Source organism: Oceanicola sp. D3 (assembly GCF_006351965.1).
Classification (GTDB): domain Bacteria; phylum Pseudomonadota; class Alphaproteobacteria; order Rhodobacterales; family Rhodobacteraceae; genus Vannielia.
On record NZ_CP040932.1, the window covers coordinates 748,411 to 768,468 of the forward strand.

Genomic DNA, 20,058 nt, shown 5'->3' on the forward strand with positions numbered 1-20,058 from the left:
CGGCCTTGACCCGCAAGGACATCGCCATGACCACCACCCGTTTCGCCCCTTCTCCCACCGGCTACCTGCACGTTGGCAACCTGCGCACCGCGCTGTTCAACTGGCTCATCGCCCGCAAGGCCGGCGGCACCTTCATCCTGCGGCTCGACGATACCGACCCGGAGCGTTCCAAGCCCGAATACGCCGACGCGATCCAGCAGGATCTCGAATGGCTCGGCCTCACCTGGGACCGGGTCGAAACCCAGTCCTCCCGGCTGGACCGCTACGCCAAGGCCGCCGACAAGCTGCGCGAGGCGGGCCGCTTCTACGAGTGCTTCGAAACCCCCACAGAGCTGGACCTCAAGCGCAAGAAGCAACTCAACATGGGCAAGCCGCCGGTCTACGACCGCGCCGCGCTGGAGCTGACCGAGGTGCAAAAGCAGGCATACCGCGACGAGGGCCGCAGCGGCCACTGGCGCTTCAAGCTCGACCACGAACGCATCGAATGGGCCGATGGCATCCTTGGCGACATCTCGATCGACGCCGCCTCCGTCTCCGACCCGGTGCTGATCCGCGGCGACGGGCAGGTGCTCTACACCATCGCCTCGGTGGTCGACGATACCGAGATGGGCATCACCAACGTGGTGCGCGGCTCCGACCACGTGACCAACACCGCGACCCAGATCCAGATCATCGAGGCGCTCGGCGGCACCGTCCCCAGCTTCGCCCACCACTCGCTGCTCACCGGCCCGCAGGGCGAGGCGCTCTCCAAACGCCTCGGCACGCTCGCCCTGCGTGACCTGCGCGAACGCGGAGTGGAGCCGATGGCGCTGCTCTCGCTCATGGCCCGCCTCGGCTCGGCTGACCCAGTGGAGCTGCGCAGCACCCATGACGAGCTGATCGAGGGCTTCGACCTCTCCAAGTTCGGCTCCGCCCCCACCAAGTTCGACGTGGAAGACCTCTTCCCCCTCACCCACCGCCACCTCGCCGCCCAGCCGCTCTCTGCGGTGGCGGGCGAAATCGCCGCGCTGGGCGTGCCGGAAGCCGAGCAAGAGCGGTTCTGGTCCGTGGCGAAAGACAACATCACCGTGCGTGCCGACCTCGCCGACTGGTGGCAGCTCTTCACCGAAGGCGCCACCCCGCTGGTGGACGACGAGGATGCCGATTTCGTGGCCGAGGCCTTCGCCATGCTGGGCGAGCCGCCCTACACAGACGCCACCTGGAGCGAGTGGACCTCCGCCGTGAAAGAGGCAACAGGCCGCAAGGGCAAGGGTCTCTTCATGCCGCTCCGCAAGGCCGTCACGGGCCGCCAGCGCGGGCCGGAAATGGCAGATGTCATGGCCTTGATGCAGGTGAAACCGGGCTCTTAAGCCACCCAAGCCGGGCCGTGCCGTCCCGCGGGGTGGCGCATCTTTCGCCCGTTTGGGAGCGCTTTATGGTGCGGTAGTCATCTTACCTCGGAAGGGGGCGTAACTGTCACCGAAGCGCCGCCCTGGGCAGCGGGACGGTGCTGCCCGGCCCCTTCGGCGCGTATCGGGCAGGTGCATCGCTCAACCCGCACGCACCCCAACCCCCAGCCGCCTGAGCCCCTCGTCCACAAAGGCCCGCTCCGCCGCGCTCACCTCGGTGGCGCGCGGATAGACTGGCGCAGCCCGGTCATCCATCACCGCAGGCGGCCAGCCCGCCGTGGTCTCGAAAAATCCAAGCGCCCCGGCCTCGCCAAACACGTCACGAAAGCCCTGCACCACCGTGTCCACGTAACTCAGCAGCACCGGGTGCGCCGCATCCGCTGCCATATGCTCGGGCGCCACGGCATAAACCTCCACCCGCACATTCCCGGCCTCATGTTCGCAGGCGGCAGAAACCTCATGCCGCCCATAGGCCCGCTCGCGCAGGTCCAACGCCGCCCAGTCTCCGCCGGGCACATGCGCCACCAGCCCCTCCATCACCGCGCCGTCCCACGGCTCGGCGCTCAAAAAGGCCACCTCGCGCAACACGGTGGAGCGCCAGACGCGCCGCCAGCCTTTCAGTTTCGCCGGAAAAGCGGGCGCGTGGCTGTGGGTGGCGCGATTCACAAGGCTGCCATAGCCAAAAAAATAGGCGTCATTCATGGCCGCCAACCTGTCTGTCCCGTGCCATCTTGTCCAGCCGCCCGCGCCGCGCTAACCATGGGCCACCCGTTCGTGGAGAATCTGGCCCCGCGCCAGTGCCGAAGGAGCAACCGCCCCGGTAAACTCTCAGGCACCCGGACCGGACGGTTGATAAACTCTGGAGAGAGGCCGCGCGCGGCCCGCCGAAGGGATAGCGATCTCAGGCGAAAGGACAGAGGGGGCACAGAAACGGGCGCAAACTGCGCTTCACTGTGGCTTGAGGGGATCGCACGTGACCGAAGAAAAACGCACACCGCTCTTTGCGCTGAACGCAGAGCTGGGCGGCAAGATGGTGCCATTCGCGGGCTGGGAAATGCCGGTGCAATTCGCCCCCGGCGTGATGAAAGAGCACCTGCACACCCGCGCCGCCTGTGGCCTCTTCGACGTGAGCCACATGGGCCAGGTCGTGCTGCGCGGGGCAGGGGCCGCCGAGGCGCTCGAGGCGCTGGTGCCGGTCGATGTGATCGGCCTCAAACCCGGCCGCCAGCGCTATGCGCTATTCACCAACGATCAGGGCGGCATCCTCGATGACCTGATGGTCGCCAACTACGGCGACCGCCTCCTGCTGGTGGTCAACGCCGCCAACGCCGAAGCCGATATCGCCCACATGCGCCGTGCGGGCCTCGAGATTGAGCCGCTGGAAGACCGCGCCCTCATCGCCCTGCAAGGCCCCATGGCCGAAGCGGTGCTCGCCTCCGTCACCGGCGCCGTGCCCGACCGCTTCATGGACGTGGCCGAAATCGAATCCCCCTTTGGCGACCTCTGGATCTCCCGCTCCGGCTACACCGGCGAAGACGGCTTCGAGGTGTCTGTGCCCGCCCGCCATGCCGAAGACTTCGCCCGCAAGCTCCTCGCTCACGAGGCCTGCGAACCCATCGGCCTCGGCGCCCGCGATTCGCTGCGCCTTGAAGCGGGCCTGCCGCTCCACGGCCACGACATCGACACCACAACCACCCCCGTCGAGGCCGCCCTCACCTTCGCGCTCTCCAAGGCCCGCCGTGCAGGCGGAACCCGCGCGGGCGGCTATCCGGGCGCAGCCACCATCGAGGACCAACTGGCAAACGGCCCCGCCCGCCTGCGCACCGGCCTGCTGCCCGAAGGCCGCGCCCCGATGCGCGAAGGCGTGCAACTCTTCGCCTCCGCCGACGCACCCGATCCCATCGGCACCATCACCTCCGGCGCCTTCGCGCCCAGCCTCCAGCGCCCCGTGGCGATGGGCTATCTGCCCACCGACCTCGCCGCGCCGGGCACCACCGTCACCGCCGAACTGCGCGGCAAGCGCTTGCCCCTTGCCACCGCGCCGATGCCCTTTCAACCTTCCACCTATAAACGCTGACCAACAGGACCGACCCGATGAAATACACCGAAGATCACGAATGGCTCCGCACCGAAGACGAGCTGATTGTCGTGGGCATCACCGAACATGCCTCCACCCAGCTTGGCGACGTGGTGTTCGTCGAACTGCCCGAGGTTGAAACCGTCGTTGCCAAGGGCGACGAGGTGGTGGTGATCGAAAGCGTCAAGGCCGCCTCCGACATCACCGCGCCGCTCGATGGCGAGATCGTCGAGGTCAACGAAGCCCTCACCGACAACCCCGCGCTGGTCAACGAAGACCCGCTTGGCGAGGCCTGGTTCTTCAAGATCAAGCCCACCGACATGGCCGAGTATGACAGCTACATGGATGAAGACGCCTATCAGGATCTGATCTCCTAACACATCGGCTCATCCGTCCTTCGAGACGTCTTCGCCCCCGCGACGAGGGGGCGAAGCCCCACGAGGAGCGGCCCCCCAAACCCAACCCGGAAGCCCCAATGCCCTACACCCCCACCGACTATGATCCCTATGATTTCGCCAACCGCCGCCACATCGGCCCCTCGCCAGAGGAAATGGCCGAAATGCTCTCGGTGCTGGGCGTCTCCTCCCTTGATGAGCTGATCGAGCAAACGGTGCCCGGCCGCCTGCGCCAGTCCGAGCCGCTGCCGTGGGCACCGATGACGGAGGGCGACCTGCTGGTGAAGATGCGCAAGATCGCCAGCAAGAACCGGGTGATGACCAACCTCATCGGGCAGGGCTACTACGGCACCATCACGCCCCCCGCGATCCAGCGGAACATCCTTGAAAACCCCGCGTGGTACACCGCCTACACCCCCTACCAGCCCGAAATCGCCCAAGGCCGGCTGGAGGCGCTGCTGAACTTCCAGACCATGGTGAGCGACTTGACCGGGCTCGAGGTCGCCAACGCCTCCCTGCTTGATGAAGGCACGGCGGCGGCGGAAGCCATGGTGATGTCCCAGCGCGTCGCCAAGTCCAAGGCCACCGCCTTCTTCGTCGACGAAAACTGCCACCCCCAAACCATCGCCGTGGTCCAAACTCGCGCCCGCCCGCTCGATATCGAAGTGGTGGTCGGCAATCCCGATGACCTGAAACCAACCGAGGTCTTCGGTGCTCTCTTCCAGTATCCCGGTACCACCGGCACCCTGCGGGACTTCTCCGCAGAATGCGCCGCGCTCAGCGAGGCCAAAGCCGTCTCCACCGTGGCCACCGATCTGCTGGCCCTGACGCTTCTGAAAGCCCCCGGCGAAATGGGCGCCGACATCGCCGTTGGCACCGCCCAGCGCTTCGGTGTGCCCCTCGGCTACGGCGGCCCCCACGCCGCCTTCATGTCCTGCCGCGACGCCTTCAAACGCCAGATGCCCGGCCGCATCGTCGGGGTTTCGGTCGATGCGCGCGGCAACCAGGCCTACCGCCTCAGCCTGCAAACCCGCGAGCAGCACATCCGCCGCGAGAAGGCCACCTCCAACGTCTGCACCGCGCAGGCGCTGCTCGCCGTCATGGCCAGCTTCTACGCGGTGTTCCACGGCCCAAAGGGGTTGCGCGCCATTGCCGAGCGCGTCCACCTCTCCTGCGCCGAAATCGCCTCCGGCCTGCGCGAGGCGGGCTTCACCGTGACGCCCGAAAACCCGTTTGATACCATCGTGGTCGAGGCCGGCCCGCTCCAAGGCGCCATCCTGCGCGCCGCCGAAACCGAGGGCATCAACCTGCGCCAGCTGCCCGAAGGCCGCATTGGCATCAGCACTGATGAAACCGTCGGGCCGGAGATCATCGAGGGCGTCTGGCGCGCCTTCGGCCTCAGTGAAACCGCCAAGGGCGGCACCCCCGCGCTTCCCGAGGCGCTGCTGCGCACGTCAGACTACCTCACCCACCCCATCTTCCAGATGAACCGGGCCGAGGCCGAGATGATGCGCTACATGCGCCGTCTGGCCGACCGTGACCTCGCGCTCGACCGCGCAATGATCCCCCTCGGCTCCTGCACCATGAAGCTTAACGCTGCCGTGGAGATGGACCCTATCAGCTGGCCCGCCTTCGCCAACATGCACCCCTTCGCCCCCAAGGCGCAGGCCGCGGGCTACACCGAAATGCTCGAAAGCCTCTCAGAACGCCTCTGCAAGATCACCGGCTATGATGCCATGTCGCTCCAGCCCAACTCCGGCGCCCAGGGTGAATATGCGGGCCTTCTCACCATCGCCGCCTACCACGAGGCCAATGGCGAAGATCGCGACATCTGCCTCATCCCCACCTCCGCCCACGGCACCAACCCGGCCTCCGCCCAGATGGCGGGGATGAAGGTGGTGGTGGTGAAGTCGGCGGAGAACGGCGACATCGACCTTGAGGATTTCACTGCCAAAGCCGAGGCCGCCGGCGACAAACTCGCCGCGGTGATGATCACCTATCCTTCCACCCACGGCGTCTTCGAGGACACCGTGCGCGAGGTCTGCGACATCACCCACAAGCACGGCGGGCAGGTCTATCTCGACGGCGCCAACCTCAACGCCATGGTCGGGCTAGTAAAGCCCGGCGAGATCGGCTCTGACGTATCGCACCTCAACCTACACAAAACCTTCTGCATCCCCCACGGCGGCGGCGGCCCCGGCATGGGGCCCATCGGCGTCAAAGCGCACCTCGCGCCCTATCTCCCCGGCCACCCCGAAACCGGCGGCACCACCGGCCCCGTGTCGGCGGCGCCCTTCGGCTCCGCCTCCATCCTCCCCATCAGCTATGCCTACTGCCTGCTGATGGGCGGGGCAGGGCTGACGCAGGCCACCAAGGTCGCCATCCTCTCGGCCAACTACATCGCCGCACGTCTTTCGGGCGCCTACGATGTGCTCTTCAAAGGCCGCAACAACCGCGTTGCCCACGAGTGTATCCTCGACACCCGCCCATTTGCGGAGGCCGGGGTGACCGTCGATGACATCGCCAAACGCCTGATGGATTGCGGCTTCCACGCCCCAACCATGAGCTGGCCGGTGGCGGGCACCCTGATGGTGGAGCCGACCGAGTCCGAAACCAAGGCCGAGCTTGACCGCTTCATCACCGCCATGCTCGCCATCCGCGAAGAGATCGCGGCGGTGGAGGCGGGCGACATGCCCGCCGATGACAACCCGCTCAAGCACGCCCCCCACACGGTGAACGACCTCGTGGCCGACTGGACCCGCCCCTATCCCCGCGAGCAGGGCTGCTTCCCGCCCGGCGCCTTCCGGGTCGACAAGTACTGGCCCCCCATCGGCCGGGTCGACAACGTGGCGGGCGACCGCAACCTGATCTGCACCTGCCCGCCGGTCGAAAGCTACGCCGAGGCCGCCGAGTAGGGTGAGCAATCTGCCCACCGCCGATGCAACGTCATCCTCGGGCCAGACCCGAGGACCTCTTTCCACAAGGCCCTCGGGGCAGGCCCGAGCACAACGACAGCCCACCGCGCGGTGCATTGATTAATCCGCGCGGTGCAAAACTCGTATGCATAGGATGTGCATGGACTGTGCATCACTTGTTGCCCCTCGCTTTCCCGGGTTAACCGCCAGTCCTTACCCCACCGCGCGCTGCCCGGCCCTCCGGCTTGACTCCGCCGCTGCCCTCGGCCAAACACCCCGCCAGTGGGGCCGTAGCTCAGTTGGGAGAGCGCGTCGTTCGCAATGACGAGGTCGTCGGTTCGATCCCGATCGGCTCCACCAGATCTCCCCGAAAATATCATAAAAACTTAGGCTCCCGGCGTAGTTTCGCCCCATTTCGGCCCAAGCAAATACCCCATCGGCGGGCAGAACGGTTGGCGATACGCAGCACATCCCGGGAGCCGGACCAATGAAGAAATTCGCCACCATCTCAGCCCTCGCCGTCGCCGCCGCCCTCGCCCTTTCAGGCAGCGCCTCCGCCTTCGGCAAAGGCAAATCCAACCCCCGCCCCCCCGCGGGCTATCAGGGCCAGTGGTACACCACGCCAGCGGGCTGTTCCTACTCCAAGGCACAGGCCCCCGGTGAGCCTGTGAAGTGGTATCTGATCCTGAACCCGCATCACATCGGCAAGCCCAACGCCAAGAAGTCCTGCCCCTCGCGCCTCTAGCGCGAGCGCGGGCAGCGAGGGGAGGCCGGGCCGGTGTGGCAGCACCGCGCCCGGCCTGTGATTTCATGGGGTTGATAGGCCATTGCTGGCCTTGCCGAAGCACGCTGGGCCATGGCCGTAAGGCCTGCGCAGGGGCGCGACGTTGCGGTTAAAGGTCAGCTCCAATCCATCGCGTACAGCCGATGCAGGGCGATCCGCTCAACCTGATAGCAGGCCTCGGCCATCTCCTCGCCCTTGGTGTTATTCATTCGTTCATGAAACTTGCGGATGATACCGGCCTTGTCGTGGTCTTTCACCGCGATGATGAAGGGAAAGCCGTTCTTGGCCATGTAGCGCTCGTTAAGGTCCATCAGCTCGCGGCGCTCTTCGTCTGTCAGCGCGGTCAGCCCCGCGCCCTGCTGTTCGGCGTTGGAGTGCTCGGTCAGCCGGTCGGCCCTGGTGATCGCATCGCCAAGGTCAGGGTGCGCGCGCAGCACGTTCAGCCGCTCATCCTCGCTGGCGCGGCGGAACACGCGAGCCATCGCGTTGTGGATGCCCTCGGGCGTATCGTGCGCCGGGCCAAGCTCCAGCTTGTGGGCGCGTTCGGCCACCCACGCAGAGTGCTCGAACACTTCGCCAAAGCGGTTGGTGAAGGTGGTCAGGTCCATCTGGCTCGGGCGGGCCGACATGCGCTTGGGCGGGTGCGTCATCGTCCAGTGGCGGGCAATGTCGATCCGCCGGGCAAACCAAACGCCCTCCTTGGCCATCGCATGGTCGATAAAGCGTTTGATCGCCATAAGCCGCCCCGGACGGCCCGCAAGGCGGCAATGCAGGCCGATGTTCATCATCTTGGCCGAGCCCGCCGAGCCCTCGGCATAGAGCACGTCGAAGGTATCCTTGAGGTAGTTCAAAAACTCCTGCCCATCACCAAAACCCGATGCGGTGGTGAAGCGCATGTCATTGGCCTCCAGCGTGTAAGGAATGATCAGCTGATCCTTGCCGGAAATATGCACCCAATAGGGCAGATCGTCAGCGTAACTGTCTGACAAATAGGCAAAACCGCCCATCTCCGTGGCGATCTGCACGGTATTCTCCGAGCAGCGCCCCACGTACAGTCCACGAGGCCGCGCGCCCACCACCTCGCGGTGCAGGGCAATCGCCTTTTCCAGATGCTCGCGCTCTTCGGCTTCGTAGAAGTCTCTGTAATCAATCCATTTATAGCCGTGGCTCGCAATCTCCCACCGCGCCTCGCGCATCGCCGCAACCTGATCGGGCGAGCGGGCCAGCGCGGTGGCCACGCCATAAACGGTCAGCGGAATCTTCATCGCGGTGAACAGCCGATGCAGCCGCCAAAACCCCGCGCGGGCCCCGTATTCATACATCGATTCGATGTTCCAGTGCCGCTGGTTGGGCCATGGCTCCGCGCCGATCACATCGCTCAAGAACGCTTCCGATGCCTCATCGCCATGCAAGATATTGTTCTCGCCGCCTTCCTCGTAATTCAGCACGAACTGCACCGCGATCTTTGCGCCATTCGGCCATGCTGCATTAGGCGGGCGGGGGCCGTAGCCTCGCATATCCCGGTCGTAACGGTCCATCTGGCGTCTCCAATCCTCAAGTGGCCCAATCGCACGGCCTGTCCGCCCAAGTTTTTACCCCCGCCGGGCGAATGGCAAGCGCCTGCCGTCACGCCATGTGTGTCAGGCATTGAGAATTGCGTGGCATGGCATAAGCTTGGGCGAAACAAGGGGGCCGCGCATGTTGGACGAGACCGAAAAGAAACCGCTGGTAGATGTCAGCCACCTCAGGGTGGAATTTGATACCAACGACGGGCTCGTTGTGGGCGTTGAAGACGTGTCGTTTCAAATCGACCCGGGCGAAACCCTTTGCGTTGTGGGTGAGAGTGGCTCGGGCAAGTCGATCTCCTCGCTCTCGCTCATGCGGCTGGTCGAGTTCGGCGGCGGGCGCATTGCGAATGGCACGCTGAACTTCCGGCGCGAAGACGGCGAAGCGATCGACGTATCCAAGGCCGAAAACAAGCTGATGCGCGATATTCGCGGCAACGAGATCGCGATGATCTTTCAGGAGCCGATGAGCGCGCTGAACCCGGTGTTCACCATCGAGCGTCAGCTCACCGAGGGGCTGCGCGTCCACAAGAAAATGAGCAAGTCAGCCGCTGCCGCCGAGGCGCTGGAGCTGCTCCGGCGCGTGCGCATCCCCGAGCCCGAGCGGCGGCTCAAGCAGTATCCTCACGAGCTTTCCGGCGGCATGCGCCAACGCGTCGTGATCGCCATGGCCCTCGCCTGCGAGCCGCGCCTGCTCATCGCCGACGAGCCCACCACCGCGCTGGACGTGACGATTCAGGCCGAGATCCTCGCCCTGATCGACCGCCTCAAACGCGAAACCGGCGCCGCCGTGCTGTTCATCACCCACGATATGGCAGTGGTAGCGCAGGTGGCTGATCGCGTGGTTGTCATGCTCAAGGGCAACAAGGTTGAGGAAGGCCCCGTTGAGCAAATCTTCGAGGCCCCCCAGCACCCCTACACCCAGGCACTCCTTTCCGCTGTGCCCAAGCTGGGCGAGATGGAAGGCAAGGCCGAACCCGAGCCGCTCAAAATCCTCGGGCGCGAGATCGAGGCCCACCCGGTGGTTCCGGCGGCAGATCGCAAGGTGCTGCTGGAGGTGAAAAACCTCACCACCCGCTTCCCGGTCAAGGGCGGGCTACTGCGGCGCACGCAGGCCTACGTTCATGCCGTTGAGGATGTATCCTTTGAGCTGAAAACATCCGAAACCCTTTCGCTGGTTGGCGAATCCGGTTGCGGCAAGTCATCCTGCGGCCGCTCGATCCTGCGGCTGGTCGAGCCGCAGTCGGGCGAGGTGCGCCTTGGCGGCAAGGACGTCATCGCCATGAGCCAGCGCGAGCTGCGGCGGGCGCGTGCCGACATGCAGATGGTGTTTCAGGATCCCTTTGCATCGCTCAATCCGCAGATGCGCTTGATGGATCAGGTCGCCGAGCCGATCCTCAACTACGGGCTGGCCAAGGGCTCCGAGGTGCAAGACCGCGTTACAGCGCTCTTCGACAGGGTGGAACTGCCCCGCAGCTTCCTGCGCCGCTTCCCGCATGAAATGTCAGGCGGCCAGCGCCAGCGCGTCGCCATCGCCCGCGCCCTCGCGCTCAACCCCAAGCTCATCATCGCAGATGAGGCGGTCTCGGCGCTCGACGTGTCGATACAGGCCCAAGTGCTCAACCTGCTGATCGAGCTGCAGGCCGAGCTTGGCATCTCGCTGCTGTTCATCAGCCACGATATGGCCGTTGTGGAGCGGGTGAGCCATCAGGTCGGCGTCATGTACCTGGGCCGGATCGTCGAGATCGGCCCCCGCGCCGCCATCTTCGAAAACCCGCAACACCCCTACACCCGCGACCTGATGAAGGCCGTGCCCGTGGCCGACCCACGCCAGCGCAAGAGCGAGCACGAGCTAAACTTCAAGCCCATCCCTTCGCCGGTTTTCCCCGTGGGCCACGAACCCGCGCCATCCGTTTACGATGAGGTAGCACCTGGGCATTACGTTCTGAAGCCGCTGGACTAGCCGATGCCCGGTCGGCTCTTACTCACCCGACCGGCGGAAGAGGTGGGCGCGGCCTTCGGGGTCGAGATGCCGAAAGGGCAGGGGCCTCGGGCCAACATCGCGCCCGGGCAAGAGATCGTGGTGTGGGACGGTGCGGCGCTGCGGCTGATGCGCTGGGGGATGATCCCGGTAGGCCGGGTGAACGCGCGGGGCCGCCCGGTGATGGAAACCATCGTTAACGCCCGCTCCGAGACGGTCTTTGCCAAATCCGCCTTCACCGGGGTGCGGCGCGGTGTCGTGCCCTGCGATGGCTGGTATGAGTGGACAGGCAAGGCGCGGCGCAAGCAACCGTGGCGGATTGCGCCAAAGGACGGCGGGCTTCTGGGCTTCGCGGCCATCTGGGATGTGTGGAAGGCCCCCAACGGGGCCGAGCTTGCAGAGGTCGCCACGGTGACCTGCGAACCCAACGGCGATGTCGCCCCGATCCATCACCGCATGGGCGTCATCCTTGCGCCGCACGAGTGGCTCATCTGGTGTGCGGGCAACATGGCCGAGGCCGTGAACCTCTGTCACCCATGGCCAGACGGGCGGCTGAAGCTCGCCCATGCCGAAGGCGTCGACTGGACCGGCGCCTGACGCGGCCTAGGTTTTACCCCTTGAAACCAAGGGAGAGAGACATGTCTGTTGCACGCGTTACCGAAATTATCTCATCGTCGACCAAGTCTTTCGAGGACGCCACCGAGAAGGGTGTCGCCCGCGCATCCGAGACGCTCAAGAACGTTCAGGGCGCATGGGTGAAAGACATGAAGGTGACGGTCGACGACGGAAAGATTTCCGAATACCGCGTCGGCCTCATGGTCACCTTCGTGCTTGACGACTAAGCCTCAGGAAACGGCCGCCGGCTTGGCCTTCGGGCGCTTGATAAAGCGCGGCTTGGCCTGCGTGGCCCCCCGGATCTCGTCAACCGCCTTGAAGCACTCCTCCAGCGCGTGCTCAAGGCCCTGCCAATCCAGCTTGGCCTTGTCCAGCCGCACGGTGCGCTGCTGGCCATTGCCGCTGACGATGCAGATTTCGCGCTTACCAAAGGTGACAAACTGCACCCGGATGTCGATCTTCGGAGGGTTGGCGTCATGGGCGCGGATCTTCTTGGCCATGTCCCGCGCGCCCTTGTTGCCATAGCCGCTTTCCCCCAGCTTCGCTTCGCCCTTGCGGGCAGCCTGGAACGCGGCGGTATGGTCGTACATCGTCACTTCTTCACCCCAACGCTCCATGCCGTCGGTGATAAACATGCCCAGCATCATCCCCTTGCCGGAGACTGCGAGCGAAAACCCCTGTTGTGTGGTCATTTTCCTGAATTCCTTGTGCTTTCAAAATGAATGACAGGGAGTTTAGCCGCCCAGAGGCACGGAGCAAGAAAATAAGGCCAACGCTCGCATTTGGGCCTGTGGCGTTCGTGCAAAGATGGCGTCTGGTAGCATAGCCCGAAGGCGGCCTTGCTCACCGCTTCCAACGCAAAAAGGGCACCCGCTAAGGGGCGCCCTTTCCAATTCCTTACTTGTGGCCAGCGGCCAATCGGTGGCTCAGGCCAGCGACAGGTTGGTCGCGCTCTGGCGGCCATCACGGCCGGACTCGAGGTCGTAGGTAACCTTCTGGTCGTCCTTCAGGCCGGTGAGGCCGGCACGCTCGACTGCGGAGATGTGCACGAACACGTCTTTGCCGCCCTCGTCGGGTGCGATGAAGCCGAAGCCTTTGGTGGGGTTAAACCATTTCACGGTGCCATTGGGCATTCCGGTGTCTCCTAAGTAGTGTTCCGCCCGCGGAGTGCGGCGGCGTGGCGTCGGTAGCGGATCGGTCGTGACGCCTTTTGGAAGGGAGACAGTGGATCGAATAGCGGTAGCGGTCGCGGGCGTTGTATCGCAGGTTGTGCGGATTCGGGCAAGGGGTGCCGTGTTTACCGGCAGTTAATCGCTTTTGGGCAAGCTAGGCGCATGCAACGAAATATTCGCCCCCAGCTTGCCGCAGCGCCCGTGTTCTTCACCGTCTGTCTCGCAGAGCGTGGCACCACCCTGCTGATCGACGGCCTCGCGGTGCTGCGAGATGCCGTGCGGCATGTAAAGTCCTACCGCCCCTTCGACATCCTCGCCTTCGTTGCCCTGCCCGACCATCTCCATTGCGTGCTGGCGTTCCCCGAGGACGATCCGAATTACTCCCAACGCTGGGGCAGCATCAAGGCCCGCTTCAGCCGCGAGGCCCGAAAGGCGGGGCTCGTCCCGCCATGGCCGACGGCGGATGCCGAGGCGCAGCGCGGGCTGTTCCGCAAGGGCGAGACGGGGCTATGGCAAAAGCGCTTTCGGGAGCATCACTGCCGTGACGAGGCGGATCTGCAAAACCATGTTCGCTATTGCTGGAACGATCCCGTGAAGCATGGGCTTGTGGAGAGGCCGCAGGACTGGGCAGCAAGCTCGTTCCATCGGGAGGTCCGGGCGGGGAAGGTTGGCGCGAGCTGGCAAGGACGCGGCGCAAACTCGGCGCGATGCGGGCAAGCCGCCTAGGCTCGCCGCGCTTCGGCACGTTCAGCGAAACACGTCGCTGTCGTCCAGCACGTGCAGCCGGTGCCAGCCGAACTGTTTGAACAGTGGCCCCACGAAGGCTTCGGGAAAGGTCACACCAGCGTGGCCGGTGTTCATCTCATAAACCCAAGGTGTGCCATCGGGGGCGATGCCAACGTCCCAACCGACATAGCGCACATGGGGCAGTTGGTCATGCAGGCGGGCCATCTCTTCGGCGGCGCGGCGCACGCCCGGCACCTTCTGCCCTTCAAAGCGCAGCCCGCTATCGGGGTGCTGCGTGGTTGCGCTCCAGTCCGGCATGCAGCCGACCGGCCCCAGCTCTTCTGCCTCGATTTCGAGGATGACCTTCAGCGCAGAGGCCGAGCGTATGTGCGAATCTCCTGTCCGCCCAAGCCGGATGCCAGCCGAAACCGCGCGTGCCGGCTCCGTTCCGGGGTGAACGGTGGTGATGCGCAGAGTGGTTGTCCCACCTGCCGAAAGCGCGGCGAACTCAGGGTCAAGTTGCACCTCGCTCTGGATGACGAAATCGCGGCGCGGCAGATCCTCCAGCTTGAAGCTTTCCCGCGTCAACCGCGTCACGCCCTTTCCCTGCAGGCCACACGTTTCCTTGACGTAGACCAATGAGGCCTCGGCAAAGATCACATCGGCCAGCTCTTCCGGCCTTATCCGCTCCATCGACAGGCCGTAAAACTGGCCTGCGATATGGTAGGCGATGTCGGGCAAGGTGGCGGCAGGCATGGTCCGACGAAGAAGGGTGGGGCCGGTGATGTCACCGTAGGTGCTGATGCTGTAGGGCACGAGGTGACGGCGCACGTAGTTGTCGGGCAGGCACCCCTCCACAAACCGGCCGCGCAGGGCCGCGTAGGTTTCGAGCCAAGGCGCATAGGCAATGTGCCCAAAGGCTTCCCGCGCGTAGGTCGCAATGCGGCGTCGCGTTTTGCTGTCGAGCGCCCGGCTCGGATCGGCAGTCGTTATCGCCGCATAGGCCGCACGGGCGGTGTTGTTCTGCGACGGATCTATCGCCGAAATGTCCCGGCCCAAAACGCGGTAAGGGCCAGGGGTGCGCCGCGGTTTGGCCAATTTACCTCACGAACTTCTTGTACTTCACCCGCTTGGGCTCCAGCGCGTCCGGCCCCAGCCTGCGCGCCTTATCCTCTTCATAGGCTTCGAAGTTGCCTTCGAACCACTCCACATGCGCCTCGCCCTCGAAGGCAAGGATGTGCGTGCAGAGTCGGTCGAGGAAGAAGCGGTCGTGCGAGATGATCACCGCGCATCCTGCAAAGTCTTCCAGCGCGTCTTCGAGCGCCCGCAGGGTTTCCACGTCGAGGTCGTTGGTCGGTTCGTCGAGCAGCAGCACGTTGCCGCCGCTCTTCAGCAGCTTGGCCATATGCACCCGGTTGCGTTCACCGCCCGAGAGCAGGCCAACCTTCTTCTGCTGGTCGCCGCCCTTGAAGTTGAAGGCCGAGCAATAGGCGCGCGAGTTCATCGAGGCATCGCCCAGTTCGATCACCTCGGCCCCGCCCGAGATTTCCTCCCAAACGGTGGCGCCCGCGTCCAGTGCATCGCGCGACTGGTCGACGTAGCTCAGCTTCACCGTGTCACCGTATTCCACCGAGCCGCTATCGGGCTGCTCCTGCCCGGTGAGCATGCGGAACAGCGTCGATTTACCGGCGCCGTTCGGCCCGATCACGCCCACGATCCCGCCCGGCGGCAGGGCAAAATCCAGCCCCTCGATCAGCAGCTTGTCGTCATAGGCCTTTTGCAGCCCCTCTACCTCGATCACCTTCTGCCCAAGGCGCGGGCCGTTGGGAATAACGATCTGGGCGCGAGAGATCTTCTCGCGCTCCGACTGCGCCGCAAGATCCTCATAGGCGTTGATCCGGGCCTTCTGCTTGGCCTGCCGGGCCTTCGCCCCGGCGCGGATCCACTCCAGCTCGCGCTCCAGCGTCTTCTGGCGCGACTTGTCCTCGCGGGCCTCCTGCTCCAGCCGCTTGGCCTTCTGCTCCAGCCATGCCGAGTAATTTCCCTCGTAGGGAATGCCCCGGCCCCGGTCGAGCTCAAGGATCCAGCCTGTGATGTCGTCAAGGAAATAACGGTCGTGAGTGACGATCAGGATGGTGCCCTTGTAGTCGATAAGGTGCTGCTGCAGCCAAGCGATCGTTTCGGCATCAAGGTGGTTGGTCGGTTCGTCGAGCAGCAGCATGTCGGGCGCTTCGAGCAGCAGCTTGCACAGCGCCACGCGGCGGGCCTCGCCGCCCGAAAGGTTCTCGGGCATGGCGTCGTCGGGTGGGCAGCGCAAGGCTTCCAGCGCCACGTCGATCTGGCTGTCGAGATCCCACAGGTTGCTCGAGTCGATCTCATCCTGCAGCTGGGCCATCTCGTCGGCGGTCTCGTCGGAGTAGTTCATCGCCAGCTCGTTGTAGCGATCCAGAATGGCCTTCTTTGCGGCCACGCCTTCCATCACGTTCTCGCGGACGGTTTTGCTCTCGTCGAGCTGCGGCTCCTGCGGCAGGTAGCCTACCTTGGCCCCCTCGGCGGCCCAGGCCTCGCCGGTGAAATCCTTGTCGATCCCGGCCATGATACGCATCAGCGTGGATTTACCCGCGCCGTTCACGCCCACGACGCCGATCTTCACGCCGGGCAGAAAGCTCAGGCGGATGTTTTCAAAGCACTTCTTGCCACCGGGGTAGGTCTTGGAGACACCATCCATGTGGTAGACGTATTGATAGCTGGCCATGCGATCCTCCGGTCTGGTTGCGGCACATCTAGGGGAGGCGGCGGCAAAGGGCAATCGGGCGGAAATCTGCGAGCTTTCAGGAGGCCGACCTGCGGCGGGTTGTCGCGCCGGGCTTTTGCCGCTAAAGAAGCCGCACCGAAGCAATTTCGGACCAAGGAGCAAACCATGATGACTTTCCGAACCGCCTTTCTCGCCGGGGTATCCCCCCAGTAGCGGCTCGGTTTGCACATCATCGCATGACCCGAAGGCCGCTCTCCGACGCGGCCTTTTTCATGTCTTTCTTCCTGCTCATGTCTCTGTCTGTCTCGGTGCGCGGCTTTCCTGACCAAAGGAGAGCACAACATGACCCTCAGTTTCGGAACGTTTCTCACCGGGCCAGTGCAGGCCTGGAGCAGGCTCAGTTTCACGCTATGGCGCGGCAAGCCAAACCTGCCATCGGCAGATGCGGCGGAGGTGCCCGAGTATCTGCGGCGTGACCTTGGGCTGCTGCCACCCGAAGCGCCCCCTTACCCGGCGCCCGACAGGGTGACCTTCCTGTAAGGCGCACCCGGCAACCCGGCCCCCGTTCCGCCCCCAAGCGGAGCGGGGCCACACCACTCAGGCCGCGCGCCCAAGTGGCTGAGAAAGCCAAAGCTCCAACCGGCCTTGCTTGGAAAACGCGCCAAGCCGCGTGAAGTCGCGCACATAGATCGGCGTATCCGGGTGCAGCCCGTGGATCGTTTGTGCAAGGTCGATGGCGGCCTGCCGGTCTTCGACCTTGAAATAGCGCACCTCATTGGTTTCTGGCCCGTCCTGCACCTGCGCGCCGCCCGCCTTCCAATCCTCAACGTCCCAGTCCAGGCCAGCGAGGGCTTCCGCAAGCCTCACAGCCTCAACTTGCCCAATCTGCTGGGTGTATTGCATCGTCACCTGCCCGGTATGATCGGTCGGCTCAGGCGTGGCGCCCTCCTGCGCCCGCCAGAGCCGCTCAGGCCCATCTAGTGGCGCAAGCACCGGCGCGGCGCTGCCGATCCGCACGTCGTTCTCGGTGTTGCGCAGGTTCTGGATGCAGGTGTCAGGAAGCTCAAAGAGGATGCGCAGGTAGCAGGGCGTTGGCGGCAGCGAGGGCGGGATCCGAAAGACCGAGCCGACCAGCCCGAGCACGAACATGCCGAAGGCGGCAACGAGGATCCACGAGAGCACCGTGGTCATCCGGTTGTTGCGGGCGATGAAGGCCAGCAGCGTGACCACCGAGGCAAAAATCAACACGTAGATTGCGCCGAGGCGCAGGTCTTCGAGGTTGCTGCCCCAACTGATGAGGATGGCGGCCGCGGCCAGAACGCCGAGCCCGGCGGAGATGAGCTTGGCGGCGGCCGGGTTGATCTTGAGGGTCTGTGAGAAGGCATCAATCGGGTTCATGGCGTGCTCCCGGGGTCAAATGGCGAGGGGTCAATGCACGGCATGGTAGCACGAGTCGCGGCTTCCCTGCCGTTACGGCAGCGTGATTAGCGCGGGAAATATGAGGGTAAATCGCCCCCGGAGAACCAGCCGAAGCTCAAGGCGGCGACGATGAAGGCCAGAAAGCACATGGCACCGATCAGGGCGAACCTATCGATGTTTGATGGCGCGGGCATATCCCGCAGATCCTTGTAGGCAACGACATGCCGCTCTTTCTTATCCAGCTGGGTGGCGTAGCCCATCGTGGTAAAGAATGCGCGGGAGATGGTGTTGCCCGGCCAGATCAGCGCCACAACGCCATGGCCGCCTTGCTGGGCCACCCTGCCTTCCGCCGCCGCAACCAGAGATCGACCCACGCCATACCCCCGATCCCCCGCCCTCACGGAAATATCGGAGATATGAGAGACCGGCCCCGCCTTGTTGTGCTCAAACGGGTGCAACGCGATGTGCCCGGCAAAATGCCCGCCCAATTCGGCCACGAGCACGGTAAAACCATGCGGGTTCTGGCTCGGGTCAGTGAGGTGGCCGGTGATCTGCTCGTCCCATGGCGCGTCATCGTAGCCGTCGATCCGGGCGCGATGCTCTGCATGGGTGGCACGGTGGTTGGTGGCGATGGCCTCCACGTCAGCCGCTCGGGCGTCACGTATGGTGATGCTGCTCAAAGCGCCTTCTCGAAGAAGTGGTCGGGGTAGGGGTCGTCATTGAAACGGTCGATCTCGGTCCAGCCGGCCTTGCGATACATGGCAACCGCTTCGGGCAGGGCAGAGTTTGTATCCAGCCGCAGCACCGTCATGCCGAGGGTCCGGGCGCGGGCTTCCAGCGCCTCCATCAGCCGGGTGGCCAGCTTCAGCCCACGGGCGGCGGGCGACACCCAGAGGCGTTTGACCTCTCCAAACGCCTGCCCGCCTTTCAGGCCCACGCAGCCAATCGGCAGCCCGTCAGACCGGGCCACGAAAAAGCTGCCCACCGGCGGGCGCATTGAGGCGGCGTCAGGGTCGCGCGAGAGGTTCACGTCAAAGCCCGTTTCGAAGCGGCGGGCCAGTTCTGCATAGTATTCGCCAAGGCAGTATCGGCTGTCTGGCGAGGCTGGATCATCCTCGGTCAGCGCAATGCGGTGCTGGCCAAGGGCCGAGGCCACAAGGTCCATTGCGTCCAGCAGGGCAGCCGGGCGCGGGTGGTGGGCAAGCAGGCGTTCGGCCCGTTGGTCAGAGAGGGTTTCGTAGGCGGCAAACTCCTCACGGCCCGCCGCCGTAAGCCGGGCCAGCCGCTTGCGCCCGTCCTGCGGATGCGGGCCAACCGTCACCAGCCCGTCGCCCTCAAGCCCGCGCAGCAACCGCGAGAGCAGCCCGCTGTCGAGCCCCAAAAATTCGCGCACCTCGCCCAGCTCGCGGCCCGCATCGCCCGCTTGCCCGATGGCGTTGAGCACCCGCGCCGCGCCAAGCGGGCGGCCACGGCCCAAAAAGCTGTCATCCAGCGCCCCCACCTCGGTGGTAACGGCACGATTGAAGCGGCGGATGCGGGCAATGTCATTCAGCATGGTGGCTGACTTTAGTCAGGTAAAATTGGCGGTCAATCCGAAAAATGCCTGAAACACATTGACTTGGGGCCTCGGCCCCGCGCAACAAACCCTGATGAGATGGGATATTCCATATGCGGCACCCGGTCAGACGGTGGGGCTTTTGGGCGGCAGCTTTGACCCGGCCCACGAGGGCCATGTGCATGTTACCCGCGAGGCGCTCAAACGTTTCGGGCTGGATGCCGTGTGGTGGCTGGTGAGCCCCGGCAACCCCCTCAAGTCCCGAGGCCCTGCGCCTATGGGGGAGCGGATCGCCGAGGCCCGCGCGCTCTTGGCCGACCCGCGCGTAGTCGTCACCGGTATCGAGGCCCGGCTTGGCACGCGCTACACGGCAGAAACCCTCGCCGGCGTGCAACGGCTTTACCCACGCGTCCACTTCACCTGGCTCATGGGGGCCGACAACCTTGCCCAGTTTCACCTCTGGGACCGCTGGCAAGATATCATGGCCACCGTGCCTGTGGGCGTCATCGCCCGGCCCGGCCAGCGTCTCTCTGCGCGGATGTCGAAAGCCGCAGAACGCTTCGCCCGCAGCCGCCTGCCCGCCGCTGCCTCCCATACGCTGCCCCGCGCCACGCCGCCCGCGTGGTGCTTCATCAACATCCCGATGAGCCACCAATCCTCCACCGCGATCCGGGCAAAGCGGGCGGCTGCAAAGAAGTGATCACGCACAAG

At 64.9% G+C, this 20,058-nt stretch carries 20 protein-coding genes, 1 tRNA gene and 1 riboswitch; of the genes, 12 read left to right on the forward strand and 9 right to left on the reverse strand.

The genetic code is table 11. The features are described 5' to 3' along the window. The first annotated feature begins 26 nt into the window (after window positions 1–26). On the forward strand, window positions 27–1,349 hold the full coding sequence (gene gltX, locus FHY55_RS03905) for a glutamate--tRNA ligase (RefSeq protein WP_140012942.1): 1,323 nt from the start codon (window positions 27–29) through the stop codon (window positions 1,347–1,349). Window positions 1,350–1,529: 180 nt separating this feature from the next. On the opposite strand, the gene FHY55_RS03910 is transcribed toward gltX, so the two are convergent. After that, on the reverse strand, window positions 1,530–2,090 hold the full coding sequence (locus FHY55_RS03910; RefSeq protein WP_140012943.1) for a gamma-glutamylcyclotransferase family protein: 561 nt from the start codon (window positions 2,088–2,090) through the stop codon (window positions 1,530–1,532). Window positions 2,091–2,152: 62 nt separating this feature from the next. Continuing rightward, window positions 2,153–2,241: riboswitch (glycine riboswitch) on the forward strand. Between the two features lie 120 nt (window positions 2,242–2,361). On the opposite strand from FHY55_RS03910, the gene gcvT reads away from it, so the two are divergent. The 5 genes from gcvT to FHY55_RS03935 all read left to right on the forward strand — a co-directional run bounded on the left by gcvT (window position 2,362) and on the right by FHY55_RS03935 (window position 7,520). Next, window positions 2,362–3,465, forward strand: a complete 1,104-nt coding sequence (gene gcvT / locus FHY55_RS03915) for a glycine cleavage system aminomethyltransferase GcvT (protein ID WP_140012944.1) — start codon at window positions 2,362–2,364, stop codon at window positions 3,463–3,465. A 17-nt stretch (window positions 3,466–3,482) separates the two neighbouring features. Continuing rightward, complete coding sequence (gene gcvH, locus FHY55_RS03920; protein WP_140012945.1) at window positions 3,483–3,842, forward strand: glycine cleavage system protein GcvH; 360 nt, start codon at window positions 3,483–3,485, stop codon at window positions 3,840–3,842. A 98-nt stretch (window positions 3,843–3,940) separates the two neighbouring features. Beyond that, on the forward strand, window positions 3,941–6,775 hold the full coding sequence (gene gcvP, locus FHY55_RS03925; protein ID WP_140012946.1) for an aminomethyl-transferring glycine dehydrogenase: 2,835 nt from the start codon (window positions 3,941–3,943) through the stop codon (window positions 6,773–6,775). Window positions 6,776–7,059: 284 nt separating this feature from the next. Continuing rightward, window positions 7,060–7,135, forward strand: a tRNA-Ala gene (locus FHY55_RS03930). A gap of 127 nt (window positions 7,136–7,262) precedes the next feature. Then, entirely contained in the window at window positions 7,263–7,520 is a 258-nt protein-coding gene (locus tag FHY55_RS03935; protein WP_140012947.1) for a hypothetical protein, read from the forward strand. Between the two features lie 155 nt (window positions 7,521–7,675). On the opposite strand, the gene puuE is transcribed toward FHY55_RS03935, so the two are convergent. After that, window positions 7,676–9,097, reverse strand: a complete 1,422-nt coding sequence (gene puuE / locus FHY55_RS03940; RefSeq protein ID WP_140012948.1) for an allantoinase PuuE — start codon at window positions 9,095–9,097, stop codon at window positions 7,676–7,678. Between the two features lie 160 nt (window positions 9,098–9,257). Here puuE and FHY55_RS03945 point away from each other — a divergent pair, with 160 nt between their 5' ends. From FHY55_RS03945 to FHY55_RS03955, 3 genes are read left to right on the forward strand one after another with little or no spacing between them, the layout of a single operon-like run. Next, the gene (locus FHY55_RS03945; protein WP_140012949.1) at window positions 9,258–11,087 is read left to right on the forward strand and encodes an ABC transporter ATP-binding protein; all 1,830 of its coding nucleotides are present in this window, start codon (window positions 9,258–9,260) and stop codon (window positions 11,085–11,087) included. A 3-nt stretch (window positions 11,088–11,090) separates the two neighbouring features. Next, complete coding sequence (locus FHY55_RS03950; RefSeq protein WP_140012950.1) at window positions 11,091–11,702, forward strand: SOS response-associated peptidase; 612 nt, start codon at window positions 11,091–11,093, stop codon at window positions 11,700–11,702. Window positions 11,703–11,743: 41 nt separating this feature from the next. After that, on the forward strand, window positions 11,744–11,947 hold the full coding sequence (locus FHY55_RS03955) for a dodecin family protein (protein WP_140012951.1): 204 nt from the start codon (window positions 11,744–11,746) through the stop codon (window positions 11,945–11,947). A gap of 3 nt (window positions 11,948–11,950) precedes the next feature. Here the strand turns inward: FHY55_RS03955 and FHY55_RS03960 are convergent, their stop codons facing one another. Together FHY55_RS03960 and FHY55_RS03965 are read right to left on the reverse strand one after the other, a co-directional pair. Beyond that, a complete protein-coding gene (locus FHY55_RS03960) occupies window positions 11,951–12,412 on the reverse strand; it encodes a hypothetical protein (RefSeq protein WP_140012952.1) in 462 nt (153 codons plus the stop codon). Between the two features lie 234 nt (window positions 12,413–12,646). Beyond that, the gene (locus FHY55_RS03965; RefSeq protein ID WP_140012953.1) at window positions 12,647–12,853 is read right to left on the reverse strand and encodes a cold-shock protein; all 207 of its coding nucleotides are present in this window, start codon (window positions 12,851–12,853) and stop codon (window positions 12,647–12,649) included. A gap of 201 nt (window positions 12,854–13,054) precedes the next feature. On the opposite strand from FHY55_RS03965, the gene FHY55_RS03970 reads away from it, so the two are divergent. Next, window positions 13,055–13,618, forward strand: coding sequence for a transposase (locus tag FHY55_RS03970; RefSeq protein ID WP_140012954.1), 564 nt, complete (start codon window positions 13,055–13,057; stop codon window positions 13,616–13,618). A 21-nt stretch (window positions 13,619–13,639) separates the two neighbouring features. Here the strand turns inward: FHY55_RS03970 and FHY55_RS03975 are convergent, their stop codons facing one another. Together FHY55_RS03975 and ettA are read right to left on the reverse strand one after the other, a co-directional pair. Then, window positions 13,640–14,677 carry a sugar-transfer associated ATP-grasp domain-containing protein gene (locus tag FHY55_RS03975; protein WP_140012955.1) on the reverse strand — a complete coding sequence of 346 codons (1,038 nt, stop codon included), beginning with the start codon at window positions 14,675–14,677 and terminating at the stop codon, window positions 13,640–13,642. Window positions 14,678–14,717: 40 nt separating this feature from the next. Further along, window positions 14,718–16,373 (reverse strand): energy-dependent translational throttle protein EttA, encoded by a 1,656-nt coding sequence (gene ettA, locus FHY55_RS03980; protein WP_140012956.1) that lies wholly within the window; start codon window positions 16,371–16,373, stop codon window positions 14,718–14,720. 342 nt (window positions 16,374–16,715) lie between these two features. Here ettA and FHY55_RS03985 point away from each other — a divergent pair, with 342 nt between their 5' ends. Next, window positions 16,716–16,913, forward strand: a complete 198-nt coding sequence (locus FHY55_RS03985; protein WP_140012957.1) for a hypothetical protein — start codon at window positions 16,716–16,718, stop codon at window positions 16,911–16,913. A gap of 57 nt (window positions 16,914–16,970) precedes the next feature. On the opposite strand, the gene FHY55_RS03990 is transcribed toward FHY55_RS03985, so the two are convergent. From FHY55_RS03990 to FHY55_RS04000, 3 genes are all read right to left on the reverse strand, one after another. Further along, window positions 16,971–17,771: a hypothetical protein gene (locus FHY55_RS03990; RefSeq protein ID WP_140012958.1), complete on the reverse strand. Its 801-nt coding sequence runs from the start codon at window positions 17,769–17,771 to the stop codon at window positions 16,971–16,973. 86 nt (window positions 17,772–17,857) lie between these two features. Next, a complete protein-coding gene (locus FHY55_RS03995; protein WP_140012959.1) occupies window positions 17,858–18,472 on the reverse strand; it encodes a GNAT family N-acetyltransferase in 615 nt (204 codons plus the stop codon). Further along, on the reverse strand, window positions 18,469–19,347 hold the full coding sequence (locus FHY55_RS04000) for a helix-turn-helix domain-containing GNAT family N-acetyltransferase (protein WP_140012960.1): 879 nt from the start codon (window positions 19,345–19,347) through the stop codon (window positions 18,469–18,471). Before FHY55_RS04000 ends, FHY55_RS03995 begins: the two co-directional genes overlap by 4 nt. 94 nt (window positions 19,348–19,441) lie before the next feature. Between FHY55_RS04000 and FHY55_RS04005 the strand changes: the two genes are divergently transcribed. After that, entirely contained in the window at window positions 19,442–20,047 is a 606-nt protein-coding gene (locus FHY55_RS04005) for a nicotinate-nucleotide adenylyltransferase (protein ID WP_140012961.1), read from the forward strand. Window positions 20,048–20,058: the final 11 nt, after the last annotated feature.